The organism is Campylobacter sp. LMG 17559 (assembly GCF_024723605.1).
Classification (GTDB): domain Bacteria; phylum Campylobacterota; class Campylobacteria; order Campylobacterales; family Campylobacteraceae; genus Campylobacter_D.
Genome location: NZ_JANQCZ010000006.1, coordinates 34,505 through 53,341, shown reverse-complemented (window position 1 = coordinate 53,341; position 18,837 = coordinate 34,505). Strand labels below are relative to the sequence as shown.

The window sequence follows — 18,837 nt, the reverse complement described above, 5'->3', positions numbered from 1 at the left end:
ATTTTACTATATTCTAGCAATTATTAGTATATTTTTGATAAAATTAGTTTTATTTTCAATAAAGGCTTATTTATGATTAGGGCAAAAAAAATTTGGATGGATGGAAAAATCATTGATTTTGATGATGCAAAAATTCATGTTTTAACACATTCATTACATTATGCAAATGCAGTTTTTGAAGGAACAAGAGCTTATAAAACACAAAATGGTTTAGCAATTTTTAGATTAAAAGAACATACCAAAAGACTTTTAGAGTCTGCAAAAATCACTTTAATCAACTCACCTTTTTCTCAAGAAGAACTTGAAAATGCACAAGTTGAACTTTTAAGAGCAAATGATTTTCAAAATAACACTTATTTGCGCCCATTGATCTTTTTGGGTGATGGAACTATGGGAGTTTATCATGCTAAAGCTCCTGTTAGAGTAGCTATTGCTGCTTGGGAATGGGGCGCTTATTTGGGCGAAGAAGGCTTAGAAAAAGGTATTAAGGTTAAAATTTCTTCTTTTGCTAGAAATAGCGTAAAATCTAGCCTAGGTAAAGCCAAAGCAAGTGCAAATTATTTAAATTCTCAAATGGCTAAATATGAAGCTATAGAAGCAGGATATGAAGAAGCTTTAATGCTTGATGAAGAAGGTTTTGTAGCAGAAGGGACAGGCGAGTGCTTTTTTATGGTTAAAGACGGGAAATTAATCACCCCGCCAAATGATTTTTCATTAAAAAGTATTACCCAAGATACTGTTTTAAAAATTGCACATGATTTGGGCATAAGCGTAGTGCGCCAAAGAATTTCAAGAGATGAAGTTTATGTTGCCGATGAGGCATTTTTCACAGGAACTGCAGCAGAAATAACCCCAATAAATAATATTGATGCAAGAATTATAGGAAATGGAAAAAGAGGTGAGCTAACGACAAAGCTCCAAAATGCGTATTTTGATATAGTTTATGGACGCAATGAAAAATACGCTTCTATGCTAACTTATATTTAACAAAGGAACTAAATGCCAGCTGATTTGAATGATTATTTTAATAAAAAAAACAATCAAAACAACAATAAGCAAAATTTAAATTTCAAAGCCCCAGAATTTAATTTCAAAGGTTTTGGGAAATTTTCTCCATTAATTTATAGCGCGATTGCAATTGTTTTAGTCTTTGCGCTTTTTAAACCTTTTGCAATAGTTAATTCAGGAGAAATGGGGATCAAGTCTACCACGGGTAAATACAGCCCTACTCCGCTTGAGCCAGGACTTCATTTTTTTATGCCAGTATTACAAAAAATCACTATAGTAGATACTAGAGTAAGACAAATTAATTATGCTTCTATTGAAGGCGTAAATGAAAATTTACAAATAGGTTCAGGTGTTGTAAATAAAAATAGTATCTCTGTACTTGATTCAAGAGGTTTGCCTGTGTCTATTGATGTAACTGTTCAATATAGATTAAATCCTTTACAAGTTCCTCAAACCATAGCTACTTGGGGGCTTAATTGGGAAAATAAAATCATTGACCCAGTTGTAAGAGATGTAGTAAGAAATGTGGTAGGTCAATATACTGCAGAAGAGCTTCCAACCAATCGTAACACCATAGCAGTGCAAATTGATCAAGGTATTAGAAAAACTATAGAAAGCCAACCAAATGAGCCTGCTGAGCTTCAAGCAGTTCAACTTAGAGAGATTATCTTGCCTATAAAAGTAAAAGAGCAAATTGAAAGAGTACAAATTGCTAAACAAGAAGCTGAAAGAACCAAATACGAAGTAGAAAGAGCTAATCAAGAAGCACTTAAAAAAGCAGCTTTAGCTGAAGGGGAAGCAAATGCAACCATAATTAGTGCTAAAGGTAGAGCAAGTGCGGTTAAAATAGAAGCTGATGCACAAGCGTATTCAAATAGAGAAATAGCAAAAAGCTTAAATAACCCTTTGCTTGATTTAAAACAAATTGAAACTCAAAAGCAGTTTAACGAAGCACTTAAGGTTAATAAAGACGCTAAAATTTTCTTAACACCTGGTGGAGCTGTACCAAATATTTGGGTTGATAGCAAAGATAATAAAAGAACAAGCTCAGTAACAAATTAAAAACTAAAGAAGTGATAATGAATGCCCAACACATTCGAGAGCAAATGATTTTTTATACTACTCATTTGCACTTAGTAGATTTTTTATTAATGGCCTTGGTTATATTTTTTTTCATTATCACTTTATTTTTAGCTTTAATCATTAGAAACAAGCCTGCTTTTGCTTTTACAATTATTTTTTTAGGAATTTTATGTTCAGCAGGTATCGCTTATTTAGGATATTTTTTAATTGATACTAAAGTTAGATCAAGAATAACCAGCTTAGATAATGCTCAATTTTTTGTATATGATAACTCACTCAGCGTTGATTATAGCTTAACAAATACTTCTAAAAAAAGCTTTAGATACTGCAAATTAAAAGTAGAAGTTTTTAAGAAAAGTGATGATAATAGTACTTTTAAAAATTTAATACATACTATAAAACCTCTAAGAAGCAAATCAACCATGATAGAAAAAACAATAAATCCACAACAAACTATTAATTTAAAAACCAAATTTTCCGATTTTAAAGAAGGTCAAAATTTTGACATTGAGATTAGTTCAAAGTGTTTTTAATGGGATATTTTACATTTTTTCATATTTTAATCATTGTTATTATGTTAGCTTCTACAGGTTTAACTTGGGTTTTGCTTTACTTAAAAGTTCAAAATAAAAAATATATGATTATTTTTTGCATAGTGAGTTTTATACTAGCATTAATTTTAACCATTTCATTACTATTAACTATAGATCAATATACCAAAAAAGCAAGTTTGAGTAATTTTTCAACCTACAGACGCTTAGCAACAGAAAGTATTATTGTAAAAGGTAGAGTAACTAATGATACTAATTTTAAAATTTCTGAATGCTTTTTAGAACTTAGGATAATTGATGATAACAAAAAACATGAGGTAAGTGGTGAAATCTTTAATCAACAAAATTTTGATAGCATAAAAAGAGCAAATCAAGAACAAAGAGATGCTTCATATAATATCAATATTGCAAAAAATTTACCAGGGCATACTTATAAAGATTTTTCATTTGAAGTGGGATTACCGCCTCATTTTCAAAGCTATAAGGTATTTAAACAATTAAAATGCAGATAAGGATTATTTAATAAAATAATCCCCATCAAAACTAATTAAAGAGTATTTTCTTTCATTGCCTATACTTGAAACTAGTTCATTAATATCCAAAAAAGTCAAGCTATCTGCACCTGTATACTCTCTAACCTCTTCAACGCTTTTATTAGCTGAGATTAATTCTTCAAAGGTAGGTGTATCTATACCATAAATATCAGGAAATTTAATTTCTGGACATGCAATCGCTAAATGGATTTTTCTTGCACCTGCTTGTTTTAAAAGTGCAATGATTTTTTTAGAAGTTGTTCCTCTTACCACACTATCATCAATCACCACTATATCTTTGCCTTCTAAGACTTTTTTCATAGGATTGAGTTTTAATTTTACCTTCAAATTTCTCATTTCTTGAGTTGGCTCTATGAAAGTTCTTCCAACATAGTGATTTCTCACTATTGCCATTTCAAGTGGGATTTTTAAATATTGCGCAAAACCTATAGCAGCACTTACACCACTATCTGGAACTGGCACTACAAAATCCACTTTTTCTTTAAATTTTTTAGCCAAGGCTTCACCCATTTTTTTACGCACTTCATATACGCTTTTACCTTCTATAATACTATCAGGTCTAGCAAAATAAATATACTCAAATGCGCAAATTCTTGGATCTGTCTTATCAAATACTTGAATGCTTTCAAACTCATCACTACCTTGAGTAAAAATCAACATCTCGCCTGGTTTTACATCGCGGATAAATTCAGCCTCTATCAAATCAAAAGCGCAAGTTTCACTCGCTACAATATACCCACCATCTTTTAATCTACCCAAAGATAAAGGTCTAACCCCATAAGGATCTCTTACGACAAAAAGTTGATTTTTACTAGCAAGCATAAAGCAATACGCTCCCTTGTTTTGAGTCAAGCTTTCTATAAATCTATCTTTCAAAGTTTCTTTTTTGCTTTTTGCTATTAAATGTACCACATTTTCTGTATCCATATTAGAATGAAAAATAGCCCCGTTGTTAATCAATTCTTTTCTAACTTCTTCTTTATTAATCAAATTTCCATTATGCACTAAAGAAATATCACCCAAAGAACAAGTAGCTGCAACAGGTTGGGCATCATGCAAAGAAGAATTTCCTGCAGTAGAATAACGATTATGTCCTATAGCTATCTCGCCTTTTAATCCTGCTAGAATTTGTGTATTAAAAATTTGCCCTACTTCACCTTTAGCTTTGTGTGTTTTGATACCCAAACCATCACTTACGCTAATCCCACTTGCTTCTTGTCCACGATGTTGCATAGCAAATAAAGCATAATAAGCCACCGTACTTGCATTTTTTGAATTAATTACTCCAACTACTGCACACATTTAAATTCCTAAACAATCATCTATATCATATAAGCCATTTTCTTGAGAAGCTAACCATTTTGCACATTTTATCGCACCTTTTGCAAAAGTAGCTCTTGAAGTAGCCGTATGATTTAATTCTATAAATTCACCTTCATTGTAAAAACCAACCCTATGTGAACCTACTATATCACCGCCTCTTAAACTCATCACCGCGATTTCATCTTTACTTCTTTGCCCAATAATCCCATCTCTACCGCTTACTCTGACCTTTTCTAAGTCTAAATTTCTAGCTTTAGCAACATTTTGTGCTAAAGTCATTGCGGTACCACTTGGAGCATCTTTTTTCTTATTATGGTGCATTTCAAGTATTTCTATATCAAAATCTCTCAAAGCCTCACTAGCTAAATAAGAAAGCTTTTTTAAAATCGCCACACCCAAAGACATATTAGTTGCATAAAGAATAGGCATAGTAATACTTGCACTTTGCATTAACTCATTTTGCTTAGCATCCAAACCTGTAGTACCTATCACCAAAGGCTTGGGATTACTTCTTGCATATAAAAGCAAATCCTCACAACCCTTTGGAGTAGAAAAATCAATAATTACATCACATTTATTAAAAAAATCTTCATAATTTGATCCTTGATCAAAAAACGCACTAGCCTTTGCCTGCTCATCATCTTCTAGGCAAAGTCTTATTTGAGCACCCATACGCCCATTACTTCCATGGATTCCAATATTAATCATTTTAAATCTGCCTTTTTAGAATTTGGAAAATTGTAGCGTTTATTTATTTAAAAGCAAATAACGCTTTTAATTAATCATCCCATTTTTGCCCTAAAAAATTTCCATTTCTATCAAAAAACATTTCCATATTATTACTTAGTTTAATTTCATAACCAAATTCTTCCCAATCCACATCTACAATAAAAGCTCCAGGAAAAGAACTTTGAATTTTATCCATAATAGGTTTAGAAAGCCCATAATAATTTTGCGCATAAGGATTATGCTGAGGCATATGAGGCATATTTTGTTGATATGAATTAGTATTTTGTTGTGTAATATTTGCACTAGCCATTAGTGCTAAAGTTGTACTTAGAATTAGTATTTTTTTCATTTTAGATTCTCCTTGATTTTTTATAGGAGAATCTTAATTAATTTTTGTGAAATTTATGTGAAGATTAATGCAAGTTTTCAATATATGCTAAAGCACTAAGTGCTGCGACTGCTCCATCGCCTGCTGCACATATTACTTGTTTTGGAGCATCTTTTCTTAAATCACCTGCTGCAAACAACCCTGCTATATTAGTTTGCATTTTAAGATCAACACTCACTTGACCACTTTCTTCCATAGCACATAAAAACTCACCATTTTCTTGTTTTAAGATTTCATTTCTCACATTCAATCCAACAAAGGTAAAAATTCCAGGCACATCAAGATCTCTTTTAGAGCCATCATTAAATGCTATTTTTACCTTATTAACACCCATATTATCACCACAAACCTCATCAACCACTGCATTTGTAATTAATTCTATTTTATCATTATTTCTTACTTTTTCTACCGTTGAAGGCGCTGCTCTAAACTCATCTCTTCTATGGATTAAATATACTTTTGAGCAAATATTAGCTAGATACAATGCCTCTTCTAAGGCTGTATCTCCTCCACCTAAAACAGCTACTTCTTTATTTTTATAAAAAAATCCATCGCAAGTTGCACAAGTACTTACACCTTTGCCAAAAAATTCATCCTCGCCTTTAAAACCTGCACGACGTGGAGTAGAACCTGTACAAACAATAACAGCCTTTGCTTGTTCGACTTTACCATTTTCTAATTTAATATTAAAACTACCATCAGTATTTTTGCTAATTTGTTCTACACCTATCATTTCATGTTTTAAACCAAAACGCATACATTGCTCATTCCATGGAGCCATAAAAGAAATTCCATCTAAAACTTGTGCAACTCCAGGATAATTTTCAATTTCTGAACTTGAAGTTATTTGCCCACCTGGTGTACCTTTTTCAAACATTACAACATTTTTTAATCCGCCTCTAGTAGCATATAATCCCGCACTTAAACCAGCAGGGCCACCGCCTATAATAGCTAAATCTAACATCATTGTTTTCCTTGTGATTTATTTCAGAGATATTATACAAATTTTTCTTTAATTATAAATAATAAAAATTATTAAATAGTAAAAAATATGAAGAAAAGCCACTAAAAGTGGCTTGAGATTATAAAAGTGAGTTTAGTTTATCTGCTAAAACTTGTTTTGATTGAGCACCAACCAATTGATCAACCACTTCACCATCTTTAAAGAAAAAGATAGTTGGAATAGATCTTACACCAAATTGCGCAGCTAAATCACCTTGCTCTTCTGTATTTACTTTGCAAATTTTAGCCTTGCCATCAAAATCGTTTGCAAGCTCATCAATTACCGGTGCAAGCATTCTACAAGGTCCGCACCATGGAGCCCAAAAATCTACTAAAGCTACGCCTTCTTTTGCTTGTGCAAAATTTTCTGCAGTTAAATCAATATATTTTCCCATGTTATCTCCTTTAATTTTTTAAGATTTTATTAGATTAAAATAAACATTCTCTTAATAACTAATGTTTTCTAAAAGTTTTATATCATCTTTATACACGCAAAGTAAATCTAATTGAAAATTTTCATTACTTTTGTGTTTCATAAAGTAATACTCTATGGTTTTAATAATTTTGTTAAATTTTTTGCCATCTAGTCTATAGGCTACTTCATAATTTCCTTGTGTACTTTTAACTTCAATAAAATGTAAAATTTTATCTTTTTTAGCAATAATATCAATTTCTCCAAATTTAGAATGAAAATTTCTTTCTAAAATTTCAAAATCTTTATTTTTAAGATATTCACATGCTATATCTTCACCTTTTATACCAAAAAGATACTGTGATAAAGCCATTTAATCTTCTATTCTCATCATAAAAACATCATCTTTAACAAATTCTTGTTCTTTAAGTTTTTGAGTTAAAATTTGTATATTTTTTTCATAAGTTTGATGAGTAATAAAAAATAAAGTACTACAATCTTGCTTTTCTTTTTTTGGCTTTTGCAAAAAAGTATCGATTGAAATTTGATGTTCGCTCATTAATTGCGTAATTTTTGATAAAACCCCTATTTTATCTAATACCTTTAATCTTAGATAGTATCTTGTATAAATTTCATCCTTATTTAAAAGCTTATAAGAAGTATCGTTTAAATATCCAAAAATAGCACTATTTTTTTCTTTTCTTGCTATATCAATTAAATCTGCTACAACAGCACTTGCAGTTGCCTTGCCACCTGCTCCTGGACCATAGTATAAACTTTCGCCCAAAATATCCCCATCTATACTGATAGCATTCATCACCCCATCAACTTTTGCTAACATTTTATCTTTATTTAACATAACAGGATGAACCCTTAATTCTATTTTTTCATCTTTTATTTTAGCAATACCTAAATGTTTTATGGTGTACTCAAATTCCTTTGCAAAATAAATATCCTCATCGCTTACCTTACTAATACCCTCAATCAAGATATCCTCAGGTTTTACTCTTAGTCCATAAGCAATATTTGCTAAAATTAAAAGCTTGTGCGCAGCATCAAATCCTTCTATATCAAAAGTAGGATCAGCTTCAGCATATCCTAAATCTTGGGCTTTTTTTAATACTTCTTGAAATTTGGCATTATCTTCTGCCATCTTGCTTAAAATATAATTACTTGTGCCATTTAAAATGCCTTTAATAGAAGCGATATTATTGGCACTCAAACCCTCTTTTAAAATTTTAATAATAGGAATTCCACCTGCTACACTTGCCTCATAACCAAAAGCTGTATCTTGTGCTAATTTTTCAAGCTCATAACGATGATAAGCAAGTAAAGCTTTATTAGCAGTTACTACTGATTTTTTTCTTTTTAAAATTTTTGAAATTATCTCAAAGGGTAAATCAATACCACCCATTAACTCCACAAATACATCAATATCTTCACACTCTAAAACCTCATCAATATCATTAACCACAGGAATCAATGCATTTGGTTTTGCACTTCTTGCCAAAGCAATTACCGGAATAATTTCTTCATCACATCTTGCTTTAATTAAATCTTGATTTTTTAACAAAGTTTCTACAACAGCACTTCCTACCGTGCCATAGCCTAAAATCGCTATTTTCATTTTATTCTCTTAAGTATTTTTTGATATTTCTTGCTGCTTGACGAATACGGTTTTCATTTTCTATTAAAGCTATTCTAACATACTCATTACCCGCTTCACCAAAGCCAACTCCAGGACTTACTGCTACATTTGCTTTTTGTAAAAGCTGCTTAGAAAATTCCATACTACCAAGATGAGCCTTGCTTTGAGGGAGTTTTGCCCAAACAAACATACTTGCATTAGGTTTTTTTAATTCCCATCCTGCTTGGTAAAATGATTCTAGTAAGACTTCCAATCTTTTTGCATAAGTTACCTTAATCTCTTCAACACAAGTTTGATCTCCATCTAAAGCTACAGTAGCAGCAACTTGTATAGGCGTATACATACCATAATCAAACCAAGATTTGATCTTTTTCAAAGCCACAATTAAGCGTTTATTACCTACCACAAAACCTACACGCCAACCTGCCATGTTGTAAGATTTTGAAAGTGTATAGGTTTCTACTGCTACATCTTTAGCACCTTCAACTTCAAAAATCGAAGGAGTTTTATAAGAGCCAAAAGTTAAGTCCGCATAAGCAATATCAGAAATAATATAAAATCTTTCTTTTTTTGCCATAGCAACCAATCTCTCATAAAAACTTTTTTCCACTGTAACTGTTGTAGGATTATGCGGAAAATTTACCACTACATATTTTGGACGCGGAATACTTTCATGCAGTGTTTTTTGTAAATTTTCAAAAAAAGTATTTTCGTTTAATTCATAATTTTCATTAAAATCAAAATTCATAGTTGCTACATTACCACCTGCTATGATAAAAGCTTGAGTATGTATAGGATAAGCAGGCGTAGGCACAATAGCTACATCTCCTGGGTTAATAACAGCTCTTGCTAAATTTACAAAGCCTTCTTTAGAGCCCATCGTTGCAACTACTTCACTTTCAGGATCTAAATCAACATCATATTTTCTTTTATACCAATTACAAATTGCAAGTCTTAGTTTATAAATTCCACTCGAAGCAGAATACCCTGAAGTTTTGTCTTTATTTGCACTTTCGCAAAGCTTGTCTATAATATGTTGAGGAGTTTTGCCATCAGGATTTCCCATAGAAAAATCTATTATATCCTCCCCTGCTCTTCTTGCTGCCATTTTAATCGCATTAACTTCAGCAAAAACATAATTTGGAAGTCTTTCTATGGTATTAAAATGAATTTCTTCAAACATCGTCCGTCCTTTTTAGCGTCTTAAGTAAATTTTTAAACCCCTTTTTATATTATCAAGGCTAAACATATCTCCTATAATAGCATATTTTGCGCCCAATGGTATATTTACATTTACTTCATTTTGCTTATGTGTATTTTCTACACCTTGTATAAAATTTAAGTTTTTATCTAAAAATTGAATTTTGCAAAACCAAGAATCAAGATTGTGCGCACTAAGCTCCATACTTTTTGCACCTTGCAAATCAATAATATATTCTCTTAAAGGTTTGTTTAATTGAGTAATAGTATTTAATGGAATTTGAGTATTAACTTTAGGTTTTGCTTTTGAAAAATCTAGCTCATATTCATAATTTAACTCTGAAATTTTATAAATATCTTTAATAAAAACAGAACTACCCAGCAAAGCCTTATAAAAAACTCCTGGATCAAGCATGTACTGAGAATCTACGGCTAACTTATATGTGATATAGTTTTCCCTTAAAGTTAATTCAGTTGGTATAAAATAAATATAACCTAGTTCATTTAAAGTATCATTAATAGTTTTAAAAAATAAAACAGAATCAGCTTGGGCTTTAAAACTAAAAGTTAAAGTTTTTGGTTCATTTAATATAAAATTTGCCAAAGAATTGGTTTTTAAAATTTGAGAAATAGTGTAAATATCTACATTTCCACGCTCATCTTTATAATCATTTCTTGCAAACAAAAGTTCCAATTGTGCATCTTTAGAATTATCATTAACAATATGCTTAGCAACTTCTAAAGCACTTAGCGCAAAAGCATTAAGAGCAAAAAAAATGGAAAATATTAAAATTCTTACCATAATTTTCCTCTATTTTCTTTTATAAACTCAGCTTTTGTAATTTGTTTGATTTTACCATCTTTAATCATTAAAAACTTAGACACACCATTTTTAAACTCTAAAGTATTATTATTCTCATCATTTAAACTAAAAGCAGCATGACCCGTAGTAATAAGCATATCTTTATCTAAAGATAAAGTATAATCATTTTTAATAGTCAAAGAACTTTTTCTAAAAGTTTTTAAATCCACCATACCAAGCCAAAGTTCTGCACTTGGTTTTATAATACTTTCTTTAAGCAAAACCATATTTTCTTCGGACATATTTAAACTAGTATTACCCTCTAATGTTTCTTCTATAGTATTATTACTCTCATCTATTGGTTCTAAAATAGCACTTGTGTTTGTTTCATTATTTTCTGTGGTTTCATCAGCAAAAAAATTAAGAACCGGAGTTTCATTCTCATCAACTTTTTCTTCTAAGATAATTTGTTCTTGATTTAGCACATTAGTAGTATTTTCATCTAGTGTGGAACTTTGGAAAAATCTTGAAACACCCCAAGCTAAAGCCACTATCAAAAGCACTACTACTATAATTACAATATACCATACACTTGAGCTTTCTTTGGTATATGAGTTCATTCTAGGAGCAATATGCACATGATTTTTTTTCTCAATACCATTTTCTTCTAAATAGGCATGATATTCTTCTAAAAAGCTAGAAAAATCAAGCTCATATTCTCTTTGTAAAATTTTGATAAAACCATTTATATTAAAACGAGATAAAGACTTAAAATCTTTTTTAATAATATATTCAAGACAAGTTATTTCTATTTGTGTTCTTTTTTGAACTTCTAATAAATTTAAATCTTCTAATTTTTTCCAACTATCCATTTTTCATCCTATCGCAAAGTATTGCAAATGCTGCACTAACATTTAAACTATCAAAATCATTGTGCATTTTTATCCCTACACATTCATCGCATTTTTTAAGCACCTTTGGTGCTATACCAAAACCCTCACTTCCCATAATCAAAACTTTTTTATTTTTGGCCTTGATAGTATGTATATCACTACCTCCGCTTGCGCTAGCATAGATATAAAAACCTTTTTGTTTTAATTCATTTATCATGCTTAAAATATCATCATTTAAAACTATTTTCATATCTAAAGCCGCGCCACTACTTGCACGAATAACTCCATCCATAGCCACGCTTTTAGCTACCAAAATAATCCCATCAGCACCCAAAGCATAAGCACTACGCACGATAGCGCCTATATTTCCAACATCACTAATATTATATAAAATAACTATAAAATCTTTTTCTTTTAAACTCTCAAAAGAGCTAAATTCAAACTCATCAATTTCCATTAAAAAACCTTGATGATTTCCACCTCTTGCTAAGCTTTGTGCGGTTTTAAAATCAAGCTTTTTAATTTTTTTTGAAGCTTTTGCTATTTTTGAAAAATCAGCTTTTTCACATTCTTTTGCTAAATAAATTTCTTTAATTTTTTCTTTGTGCTTTTCTAAGATATAAAAAAACACTTGCTTACCATAAACTATCATTTTTAAATAATAACCAAATTCAACTTAAAAGCAGTTTTTGATAATTTTCTTTTGGAGATTTCGCATTGATTTTTGAAAGAAGCTTTGCCTTTGTTTTTAAAGGCAAATCAAGTTCATAAATATCTTGCTCACACAAGGTATTTTGGTGAAATTGCTTTTCTTTAGCACTTACGACTACACACCATTCACCACGCAAGTTCATTGTTTTTAATTTTTCTAAAGCTTCTAAGGCATTTGCTCTAAATTTGGCTTCAAATTTCTTTGTTGCTTCTTTTATGATAAAAATTTCTCTTAAAGGATCAATTTTACTAATTTCTTCTACTAAATTAAGTATCCTAGTAGGTGCTTCATAGACTATACTAGGATAAGGATTAAGCATTAAATTTTCAATATCTTTTTGTCTTTGAGGATTTTTATTAGCCAAAAAACCCATAAAAATAAATTCTTTTTTACAAAATGCACTTGAAACTAATGCAAGTAAAGCAGCATTTGACCCTGCCAAGACTTCATAATCAATATTATTTTTAATGGCATATTCAATTAAAAATTGCCCCGGATCACTAATACCTGGCATACCCGCATCACTCAAATATGCAACATCTTGTTTAAAAAAATCATCATCTATTTTTGCTAAAAAATCTTTTTCATTATGAGTATGTAAGGCTAAATATTTATCAGGTTTTATTTCTAAATTAAATTTTTCATTAAGGAGATGAACTAAGGATTTGCAAACTCTCGTATCTTCGCATAAAAAGAGTTTGCATTTTTGTAAAATTTCTAAAGAATGAAAAGAAATATCGTTTAAATTTCCTATGGGCGTAGGAATAAAATATAACATTATTGCATTGCGTATTTTTTCTTAAATTTCTCTACACGACCCGCAGCATCTACGATTTTTTCACTACCTGTAAAAAATGGATGACAACTTGAGCAAATATCAACTTTAATTTCTGGTTTATTTGACTTAGTAGTAAAAGAATTTCCACAAGCACAACTAACTTTGCATTCTACATATTCTGGGTGAATTTCTTTTTTCATTGTTTATCCTTTTTCAAAACATTAAGGCGTAATTATATAAATTTTTATATAAAAAATAGCTAAATTTAAGCATGTTTTTAAATTATGAATTTTGAAGCAACCCCTATTAAAGCTGTTTGCGCTTTAAGTATAAAACCAGCCTGTAATTTTGCTTTTTTTACATTCTCCTCTCTTTCTTTTTGCGAAAATCCACCTTCAGCTCCAATTAAAAATACATGTTTACTAGGTTCAAATCTCATCAAATCTTCACCTTCAAAGTCTATTAAAACAATATTTTCATAAGCTTGCTGAAATTTTTTAAAATCGTCAAAGCTTTCAAGCTCCATTAAAGAGGCACGACCGCATTGCTGGGATGATTCTATAAGAATCTTTTCCATTCTTTTAAAATCTAATTTAAAATTCTTTTGTGAATAATCCATATACACAAAAGAAAGCTTAGCTACTCCAAGTTCATTTAAAAAAGGTAAGGTTTTTTCTATAATCTTTGGATCAATCACCGCTAAAGCTAAATGTAAATGCGTTTTTAATTCTTGTTTTTCTTCTTTTTTATCAAGTAAATTTAATGCACATGAGCGTCTAGAAAACTCTATGCATTCATAAGTATAAGCAAAAAAATCTTTTAAATTTTTTAATATGATTTTATCGCCTACTTTAATTCTTCTAGCTTTTAAATGCAAGAAAGCTTCATTTTCTAACTCTAAATTTAAAGCACCACTTTGTGGGTGATACAAAAATCGCATTAAAAATAAAACCTTTGAAGCAAATAAGGCACAAAAAGTAAGAATATACCTAAACACAAAATAAAAAAGCTTAAAAATCTAAATTTAGCATAACGTTTGAACAATCTTGCTTTTTTAAATAAAACAAATTGATAAATAGCCAAAGCAAAGATAAAAATCCAACAAAACCACATAGAAAGCATGTATAAATTTAGCTCAAAATGCTTTAAAGCCCAAAGCAAACTTCCTGTAAAAAGTGTAATTGCTAAAAATAAATAATAAATTGGCAAAAATAGGCGAATTCTTTTTATAAAAATAAACTCTTGCGAAAAACTACTTTGAGTTAAATACAAATAAAACAACATTAAAAAGCCATTTGCGTATAAACTATATACATGTAATGCTAAAAAAAACTCATAACTTTGATCCATCACTGTCCTTGTGTGTTATTTTCATCTTTGATATCATCATCTACAGGTATAGGAAGCGTATCATCATCTATAATCACATTAGAATCGCTTTGCTCAATTTGAACCTGCTCAGTCTGCACCTCTTTTTTTACGCTTGTATCTTCTTGACTTGAGCAAGCAATAAAAAACAATAATGGCACAATCAATAAAATCTTTTTCATTACACCTCCTTTTGATTAATAAAAACAAAATTTGCATCTTGAAGTTTTTTAAAAAAATCTTTATCTTTCCATTCATCGCTTATAGCTTGTGAAAATTCAATATCTGCCAAATTTATCTTTGGTAAAAACTCACTATAAGCATCTTCTCTAAAACCTTGTGCATAGCCTGTTCTTGTTTCATGCACAATAATACTTTTTAAGCTAACACCTTGCTCGCCATTGACCATCTTAGTCTTTAAAAGCAAAGTATCTATCAGTACAAAAAATATGCGTACAAAATTTTCTGCACTTACATTCACAGGTAAACTTACCCATCTTTGTGAGTGTTTTTTCATATCTTCTAAATAAACTTTATCATCATCTTTAAAAAGCGTAATAGCATGGTCAAAACTATCAATAATTTGTTTTATCTCATCTTTTAACAAACCAAAATCATATACCATTCCCGCATTGTCAAGGTATTTACTCTCAAGTAAAATTTCTACCTTATAAGAGTGTCCATGTATGCTTGTTTTACATCGCTTGGAGCTACAAAATCTAACAATATGAGCATTTTCAAATTCAAACATTTTTCTAATAATCATACGCCTTCTTTATCTCCCCAAATTCTAATATGCAATCTATCGGAGTAATTATATCCATTTTTTATACAAAATTCAGCAATACTTAAGGCATTTTTAGAAATTTCTTCTTCACTTGACCCCATAGGCATACAAAATACCTCATTTTCACAAATTTGTAAAATTTCATTAATTTCGCCTAAGGCTTTACTTTCTTGTAAAAAATCCTTATCTAAAACAAATTTATAAAAACTATCTTTAGCATAATATTTAAAAGCTTTCAATGCTTTTTCATTAATCCTTTTTTCTTTTTTTACACCACTATTGCTAAGCTTTACTCCTAAAGCAAAATAACATTTTTTATACAAAGGATATTTTTCAAAATCAATTTCAATACTTGCATTGGTTTCAAAATGCACTTTAAAATCATTTTCTAAAAGCAAATTAATAAAACACAAAAAATCTTTATTTTGATAATTTAATAAAGGCTCACCACCTGTAATAACAACCATAGCTTTGTGTGAATTTGCTAGTTTTAAAACCTCATCAAAAAGCTTTACTGAAGTATATGTTTTATAACAAGTTTTAAATTCTTTAGTAAAAACAGCTCTTATAGTATCACAACCCAAAAGTATTTTAGAATCTTTTTCTTTTTTTACTCCAAAGCCTATACAGTTAAAATTACACCCAGCAAACCTTACAAATACAGCTAAATTTCCACTATATTTTCCCTCACCTTGCAAGCTTAAAAAAGTTTCAACAACTTCCATTATCCACCTGTTTGATAAAAGGCTCTTGTAGAACTTTGATTAGCCTCATTTTCAGCCCATCTGTTTTTTTCTGATTTATTTTTTATCACGGTTTTTAAAACCTCACAGGCACCTGCTATGTCTTTATTGCGTATAGCTTTTTTAATGCTTAAAGCCTCATCATAGTACAAACAAGGTATCAAAAGACCCTCAGCTGAAAGTCTTATACGGTTACAACTATCACAAAAATCATGACTATGTGGATCAATAATGCCAAACTCATACCCATCTTCAAGCTCATAAATAGTCGCAGGTGCATTTGGACTTTTTTGTCCTTGTTTAAAAGAATATTTTTGAGCAATAATATTTAAAATTTCTGCTGATTTTAAGCCTTTTAAATCTCCATAAGCATGATAATTTTCCATAAATTCTATAAAGCGAATTTGGCTTTTGCGTGCTTTGGCAAATTCTAAAAGATCGATAAATTCACTATCATTAATCCCTTTAAGAGCTACGGTGTTAAATTTAATATTAAAGCCTAATTCTAAAGCCTCATTAATACCATTTAATACATCTTTAAGTATATTTTTTTGGGCTAACTTAAAAGCCACTTCTTCTTTTAAGGTATCTAAAGAGATATTAATTCTTTTTAAACCTGCCTGTCTTAAATCTTTTGCTTGTTGTTTTAACAAAGAAGCATTAGTAGTAAGTGCTAAGTCTATATCCTGCTTATACTCACTAATCATAGCAATAAATTTATGCAAATCTTTTCTTACTAAAGGCTCACCGCCTGTAATACGAATTTTCTTAACCCCTTCATCAATGCAAACTTTAACAAACATAAAAAGTTCTTCAAATGATAAAAGATTTTCCTTGGCACTCCATTCAAATGGAGTTTTTGGCATACAATAAAGGCAACGAAAATTGCATCTTTGTGTTACTGAAATTCTTAAATAATCTATCACTCTTCCATAACTATCTACCAACATCAAAGACCTTTATAATAATTTATTAAATTTCAAAATAAGCTCAACTCTACCCATACCTATACGCAAATCTTTGGCAATTTGCTCAATGGATTTTTTTTGATTAAAAAGCTCTATTACCTTTTGTTCTTCATTATCATAGCTTGGGCTTAATTTTGTAATGCTTTGGGTTTTTTGTTCTAAATTTAATAAACGATTTTTTTGCTCACTTTGAAATTCTTCAATCACCTCTTCTACTTCTTTTAAAGCACTTAAAATAGGAATGATATTTTGATTAATTTTTTGTTCTAATATCTGCAAAAGTTCTTCTTTTAGCTCTTCTTTAATGGCTTCAGTATCTATTTCCTCTTTTTCTTGCTCTTGTTCATCTAAACTTTCTTTTTTTAAATAATGATATTGCTTATTTAAATCTTCTATCATCTTACCAAGCTCGTTAATCTTAGCAATACTTTCTTTTTCTTTTATCATCATATAAGCAAACATAGCAAAAATTAATAAAGCTACCACAAGCCACAATAATAAATCACTATCCATTTTCTTGCTCCTTTAAAATCTTAATCATCGCTCTTTGCATATTTGCCACAAAATTATCATACACAAGCTCATCTTCTGCTTTTATTTGTGTAATTTTTGCCTCATTTTCATTTAAAGCTTTAAAAAAAATACTAATTTTTTGACCATTTAACTCAAATCTTGCATAATATTCCTCATCTTGAGTCAAACACTTTTCTTTAAATTGAATGTGTGCAAAATTTACACCTACCACAAAAGCTTTATATTTTAAATCTGTAAATAATTTTGTTTTATTGATATCATTTTTTATCAAATACAATTCTTGCTTTAAATCCATAAGCAAATCAAAAATAATTTGCTCACCCTCGCTAAATTCCACTCTTGAGGCAAGCTTTTTCCATTTGCTTAAATTAACATAGTTATTACTTGAAAGATATTCTTGCAAAAACTCTTCATATCTTTCTTTACTCTCTTCAAACTCAAGTTCTAATGAGCTTTTAAAAAAATTTATCTCCATAAAAGATCAACCCAAATAAATATAAAAAACACTATACTTAAATACCCATTTAAAGCAAAAAATGCTTTATCGATTTTTGCAAAATTCTTTCTAACTATGCGGTGCTCAAAAAATAAAATAATCGCACTAATTATCACGCCTAAAAAGGCAATATTTCCCGTTGGAGCCACCCAAACAAATAAAAGCCAAAAAAGTACTGCTAAAACATGACAAAATGCTGAGATAAATAAGGTTGCCTCAAGCCCAAATTTAGCAGGTATAGAGTACAAGCCTGTTTTTTTATCATATTCCATATCTTGCAAAGCATAAAGCAAATCAAAACCAGCTGTCCAAAAAGTAACACCCAAACACAAAATCACACTATAAATTTCAATACTTCCCAAAACTACAATGCTACCTGCAATAGGAGCAAGCCCTAAGCAAAATCCTAATACTAAATGCGCTAAGGATGAAAATCTTTTAAAAGCTGAATAAATAGCTAAAATAAACAATACCGGCAAAGAAAGAGCAAAAGCTAGCTTATTAATAAAATAACTTGCCAAAACAAAAACAATAGCATTTAAAATAATAAAAAGTAAAATACTAGTTTTACCTATACGCCCATCGATATTAGGTCTATTTGCACACCTTGGATTATTTTTATCAATATCCTCATCCATCAAACGATTAATCGCCATTGCAAAATTTCTTGCACTCACTGCACAAATAACACCCAAAAATAAAGCCTTAAAGCCAAACCAAGTGCTATCATTTAAAATAACAGAAGCCACAATCATTGAAGTGAATAAAAAAGGTAAAGCAAAAATAGAATGCTTAAAAACTATCAAGTCTAAAATATCTTTCAATTTTTCTTTTAATATAGGCATTTTTTCTCTTTAT

26 protein-coding genes are annotated in these 18,837 nt (G+C 30.1%); 4 read left to right on the top strand and 22 right to left on the bottom strand.

Annotated features, from left to right (window positions below; genetic code table 11):
- The first annotated feature begins 72 nt into the window (after positions 1–72).
- From ilvE to CAMP5082_RS04435, 4 genes are read left to right on the top strand one after another with little or no spacing between them, the layout of a single operon-like run.
- Positions 73–987 (top strand): branched-chain-amino-acid transaminase, encoded by a 915-nt coding sequence (gene ilvE, locus CAMP5082_RS04450; RefSeq protein WP_012662102.1) that lies wholly within the window; start codon positions 73–75, stop codon positions 985–987.
- Positions 988–999: 12 nt separating this feature from the next.
- Positions 1,000–2,070: a prohibitin family protein gene (locus CAMP5082_RS04445; protein WP_337206022.1), complete on the top strand. Its 1,071-nt coding sequence runs from the start codon at positions 1,000–1,002 to the stop codon at positions 2,068–2,070.
- A 17-nt stretch (positions 2,071–2,087) separates the two neighbouring features.
- Positions 2,088–2,624 carry a DUF2393 domain-containing protein gene (locus CAMP5082_RS04440; RefSeq protein WP_263702309.1) on the top strand — a complete coding sequence of 179 codons (537 nt, stop codon included), beginning with the start codon at positions 2,088–2,090 and terminating at the stop codon, positions 2,622–2,624.
- Complete coding sequence (locus CAMP5082_RS04435; protein WP_263663889.1) at positions 2,624–3,154, top strand: DUF2393 domain-containing protein; 531 nt, start codon at positions 2,624–2,626, stop codon at positions 3,152–3,154. The genes CAMP5082_RS04440 and CAMP5082_RS04435 overlap by 1 nt, the downstream gene beginning before the upstream one ends.
- A 3-nt stretch (positions 3,155–3,157) precedes the next feature.
- Here the strand turns inward: CAMP5082_RS04435 and purF are convergent, their stop codons facing one another.
- The 22 genes from purF to mqnP all read right to left on the bottom strand — a co-directional run bounded on the left by purF (position 3,158) and on the right by mqnP (position 18,824).
- Positions 3,158–4,498 (bottom strand): amidophosphoribosyltransferase, encoded by a 1,341-nt coding sequence (gene purF, locus CAMP5082_RS04430; protein WP_337206021.1) that lies wholly within the window; start codon positions 4,496–4,498, stop codon positions 3,158–3,160.
- Positions 4,499–5,227: a 4-hydroxy-tetrahydrodipicolinate reductase gene (gene dapB, locus CAMP5082_RS04425; RefSeq protein WP_337206020.1), complete on the bottom strand. Its 729-nt coding sequence runs from the start codon at positions 5,225–5,227 to the stop codon at positions 4,499–4,501.
- Between the two features lie 70 nt (positions 5,228–5,297).
- Complete coding sequence (locus tag CAMP5082_RS04420; RefSeq protein WP_070255351.1) at positions 5,298–5,597, bottom strand: PepSY-like domain-containing protein; 300 nt, start codon at positions 5,595–5,597, stop codon at positions 5,298–5,300.
- Positions 5,598–5,661: 64 nt separating this feature from the next.
- Positions 5,662–6,600 carry a thioredoxin-disulfide reductase gene (trxB, locus tag CAMP5082_RS04415; protein WP_337206062.1) on the bottom strand — a complete coding sequence of 313 codons (939 nt, stop codon included), beginning with the start codon at positions 6,598–6,600 and terminating at the stop codon, positions 5,662–5,664.
- A gap of 118 nt (positions 6,601–6,718) precedes the next feature.
- Positions 6,719–7,033, bottom strand: coding sequence for a thioredoxin (gene trxA / locus CAMP5082_RS04410; protein WP_012662110.1), 315 nt, complete (start codon positions 7,031–7,033; stop codon positions 6,719–6,721).
- 51 nt (positions 7,034–7,084) lie between these two features.
- A complete protein-coding gene (locus CAMP5082_RS04405) occupies positions 7,085–7,423 on the bottom strand; it encodes a YraN family protein (protein ID WP_220555475.1) in 339 nt (112 codons plus the stop codon).
- Positions 7,424–8,677 (bottom strand): homoserine dehydrogenase, encoded by a 1,254-nt coding sequence (locus tag CAMP5082_RS04400; protein ID WP_337206019.1) that lies wholly within the window; start codon positions 8,675–8,677, stop codon positions 7,424–7,426. It lies immediately after the preceding gene.
- Between the two features lies 1 nt (position 8,678).
- Positions 8,679–9,881 carry an LL-diaminopimelate aminotransferase gene (locus CAMP5082_RS04395; protein ID WP_337206018.1) on the bottom strand — a complete coding sequence of 401 codons (1,203 nt, stop codon included), beginning with the start codon at positions 9,879–9,881 and terminating at the stop codon, positions 8,679–8,681.
- A 12-nt stretch (positions 9,882–9,893) separates the two neighbouring features.
- Positions 9,894–10,700, bottom strand: a complete 807-nt coding sequence (locus tag CAMP5082_RS04390) for a hypothetical protein (RefSeq protein WP_263663884.1) — start codon at positions 10,698–10,700, stop codon at positions 9,894–9,896.
- Positions 10,694–11,572 (bottom strand): hypothetical protein, encoded by an 879-nt coding sequence (locus tag CAMP5082_RS04385; protein ID WP_337206017.1) that lies wholly within the window; start codon positions 11,570–11,572, stop codon positions 10,694–10,696. The genes CAMP5082_RS04390 and CAMP5082_RS04385 overlap by 7 nt, the downstream gene beginning before the upstream one ends.
- Entirely contained in the window at positions 11,565–12,245 is a 681-nt protein-coding gene (gene rlmB, locus CAMP5082_RS04380; protein ID WP_263693927.1) for a 23S rRNA (guanosine(2251)-2'-O)-methyltransferase RlmB, read from the bottom strand. Before rlmB ends, CAMP5082_RS04385 begins: the two co-directional genes overlap by 8 nt.
- A gap of 19 nt (positions 12,246–12,264) precedes the next feature.
- Positions 12,265–13,083: a 16S rRNA (cytidine(1402)-2'-O)-methyltransferase gene (gene rsmI, locus CAMP5082_RS04375; RefSeq protein ID WP_337206016.1), complete on the bottom strand. Its 819-nt coding sequence runs from the start codon at positions 13,081–13,083 to the stop codon at positions 12,265–12,267.
- Positions 13,083–13,283, bottom strand: coding sequence for a 50S ribosomal protein L31 (gene rpmE, locus CAMP5082_RS04370; RefSeq protein WP_012662118.1), 201 nt, complete (start codon positions 13,281–13,283; stop codon positions 13,083–13,085). Before rpmE ends, rsmI begins: the two co-directional genes overlap by 1 nt.
- A 77-nt stretch (positions 13,284–13,360) precedes the next feature.
- Complete coding sequence (locus CAMP5082_RS04365; RefSeq protein ID WP_337206015.1) at positions 13,361–14,023, bottom strand: 16S rRNA (uracil(1498)-N(3))-methyltransferase; 663 nt, start codon at positions 14,021–14,023, stop codon at positions 13,361–13,363.
- A complete protein-coding gene (locus CAMP5082_RS04360) occupies positions 14,023–14,433 on the bottom strand; it encodes a hypothetical protein (protein WP_263679516.1) in 411 nt (136 codons plus the stop codon). Before CAMP5082_RS04360 ends, CAMP5082_RS04365 begins: the two co-directional genes overlap by 1 nt.
- Positions 14,433–14,633, bottom strand: a complete 201-nt coding sequence (locus CAMP5082_RS04355; RefSeq protein ID WP_039668882.1) for a hypothetical protein — start codon at positions 14,631–14,633, stop codon at positions 14,433–14,435. The genes CAMP5082_RS04360 and CAMP5082_RS04355 overlap by 1 nt, the downstream gene beginning before the upstream one ends.
- A complete protein-coding gene (locus CAMP5082_RS04350) occupies positions 14,633–15,217 on the bottom strand; it encodes a 6-pyruvoyl trahydropterin synthase family protein (RefSeq protein WP_012662122.1) in 585 nt (194 codons plus the stop codon). Before CAMP5082_RS04350 ends, CAMP5082_RS04355 begins: the two co-directional genes overlap by 1 nt.
- Positions 15,214–15,963 (bottom strand): 7-carboxy-7-deazaguanine synthase QueE, encoded by a 750-nt coding sequence (locus CAMP5082_RS04345; RefSeq protein WP_263725174.1) that lies wholly within the window; start codon positions 15,961–15,963, stop codon positions 15,214–15,216. Before CAMP5082_RS04345 ends, CAMP5082_RS04350 begins: the two co-directional genes overlap by 4 nt.
- On the bottom strand, positions 15,963–16,931 hold the full coding sequence (moaA, locus tag CAMP5082_RS04340; RefSeq protein ID WP_263663879.1) for a GTP 3',8-cyclase MoaA: 969 nt from the start codon (positions 16,929–16,931) through the stop codon (positions 15,963–15,965). The genes CAMP5082_RS04345 and moaA overlap by 1 nt, the downstream gene beginning before the upstream one ends.
- A gap of 9 nt (positions 16,932–16,940) precedes the next feature.
- Positions 16,941–17,462, bottom strand: a complete 522-nt coding sequence (locus CAMP5082_RS04335; protein ID WP_337206014.1) for a hypothetical protein — start codon at positions 17,460–17,462, stop codon at positions 16,941–16,943.
- Positions 17,455–17,958 carry a hypothetical protein gene (locus tag CAMP5082_RS04330; protein WP_263708468.1) on the bottom strand — a complete coding sequence of 168 codons (504 nt, stop codon included), beginning with the start codon at positions 17,956–17,958 and terminating at the stop codon, positions 17,455–17,457. The genes CAMP5082_RS04335 and CAMP5082_RS04330 overlap by 8 nt, the downstream gene beginning before the upstream one ends.
- Positions 17,949–18,824 carry a menaquinone biosynthesis prenyltransferase MqnP gene (mqnP, locus tag CAMP5082_RS04325; RefSeq protein ID WP_337206013.1) on the bottom strand — a complete coding sequence of 292 codons (876 nt, stop codon included), beginning with the start codon at positions 18,822–18,824 and terminating at the stop codon, positions 17,949–17,951. Before mqnP ends, CAMP5082_RS04330 begins: the two co-directional genes overlap by 10 nt.
- Positions 18,825–18,837: the final 13 nt, after the last annotated feature.

Coding starts and splice junctions, on each gene's coding strand:
- ilvE (WP_012662102.1), top strand. CDS start 73: ATGATTAGGGCAAAAAAAATTTGGATGGATGGAAAAATCATTGATTTT.
- CAMP5082_RS04445 (WP_337206022.1), top strand. CDS start 1,000: ATGCCAGCTGATTTGAATGATTATTTTAATAAAAAAAACAATCAAAAC.
- CAMP5082_RS04440 (WP_263702309.1), top strand. CDS start 2,088: ATGAATGCCCAACACATTCGAGAGCAAATGATTTTTTATACTACTCAT.
- CAMP5082_RS04435 (WP_263663889.1), top strand. CDS start 2,624: ATGGGATATTTTACATTTTTTCATATTTTAATCATTGTTATTATGTTA.
- purF (WP_337206021.1), bottom strand. CDS start 4,498: ATGTGTGCAGTAGTTGGAGTAATTAATTCAAAAAATGCAAGTACGGTG.
- dapB (WP_337206020.1), bottom strand. CDS start 5,227: ATGATTAATATTGGAATCCATGGAAGTAATGGGCGTATGGGTGCTCAA.
- CAMP5082_RS04420 (WP_070255351.1), bottom strand. CDS start 5,597: ATGAAAAAAATACTAATTCTAAGTACAACTTTAGCACTAATGGCTAGT.
- trxB (WP_337206062.1), bottom strand. CDS start 6,600: ATGTTAGATTTAGCTATTATAGGCGGTGGCCCTGCTGGTTTAAGTGCG.
- trxA (WP_012662110.1), bottom strand. CDS start 7,033: ATGGGAAAATATATTGATTTAACTGCAGAAAATTTTGCACAAGCAAAA.
- CAMP5082_RS04405 (WP_220555475.1), bottom strand. CDS start 7,423: ATGGCTTTATCACAGTATCTTTTTGGTATAAAAGGTGAAGATATAGCA.
- CAMP5082_RS04400 (WP_337206019.1), bottom strand. CDS start 8,677: ATGAAAATAGCGATTTTAGGCTATGGCACGGTAGGAAGTGCTGTTGTA.
- CAMP5082_RS04395 (WP_337206018.1), bottom strand. CDS start 9,881: ATGTTTGAAGAAATTCATTTTAATACCATAGAAAGACTTCCAAATTAT.
- CAMP5082_RS04390 (WP_263663884.1), bottom strand. CDS start 10,700: ATGGTAAGAATTTTAATATTTTCCATTTTTTTTGCTCTTAATGCTTTT.
- CAMP5082_RS04385 (WP_337206017.1), bottom strand. CDS start 11,572: ATGGATAGTTGGAAAAAATTAGAAGATTTAAATTTATTAGAAGTTCAA.
- rlmB (WP_263693927.1), bottom strand. CDS start 12,245: ATGATAGTTTATGGTAAGCAAGTGTTTTTTTATATCTTAGAAAAGCAC.
- rsmI (WP_337206016.1), bottom strand. CDS start 13,083: ATGTTATATTTTATTCCTACGCCCATAGGAAATTTAAACGATATTTCT.
- rpmE (WP_012662118.1), bottom strand. CDS start 13,283: ATGAAAAAAGAAATTCACCCAGAATATGTAGAATGCAAAGTTAGTTGT.
- CAMP5082_RS04365 (WP_337206015.1), bottom strand. CDS start 14,023: ATGCGATTTTTGTATCACCCACAAAGTGGTGCTTTAAATTTAGAGTTA.
- CAMP5082_RS04360 (WP_263679516.1), bottom strand. CDS start 14,433: ATGGATCAAAGTTATGAGTTTTTTTTAGCATTACATGTATATAGTTTA.
- CAMP5082_RS04355 (WP_039668882.1), bottom strand. CDS start 14,633: ATGAAAAAGATTTTATTGATTGTGCCATTATTGTTTTTTATTGCTTGC.
- CAMP5082_RS04350 (WP_012662122.1), bottom strand. CDS start 15,217: ATGATTATTAGAAAAATGTTTGAATTTGAAAATGCTCATATTGTTAGA.
- CAMP5082_RS04345 (WP_263725174.1), bottom strand. CDS start 15,963: ATGGAAGTTGTTGAAACTTTTTTAAGCTTGCAAGGTGAGGGAAAATAT.
- moaA (WP_263663879.1), bottom strand. CDS start 16,931: ATGTTGGTAGATAGTTATGGAAGAGTGATAGATTATTTAAGAATTTCA.
- CAMP5082_RS04335 (WP_337206014.1), bottom strand. CDS start 17,462: ATGGATAGTGATTTATTATTGTGGCTTGTGGTAGCTTTATTAATTTTT.
- CAMP5082_RS04330 (WP_263708468.1), bottom strand. CDS start 17,958: ATGGAGATAAATTTTTTTAAAAGCTCATTAGAACTTGAGTTTGAAGAG.
- mqnP (WP_337206013.1), bottom strand. CDS start 18,824: ATGCCTATATTAAAAGAAAAATTGAAAGATATTTTAGACTTGATAGTT.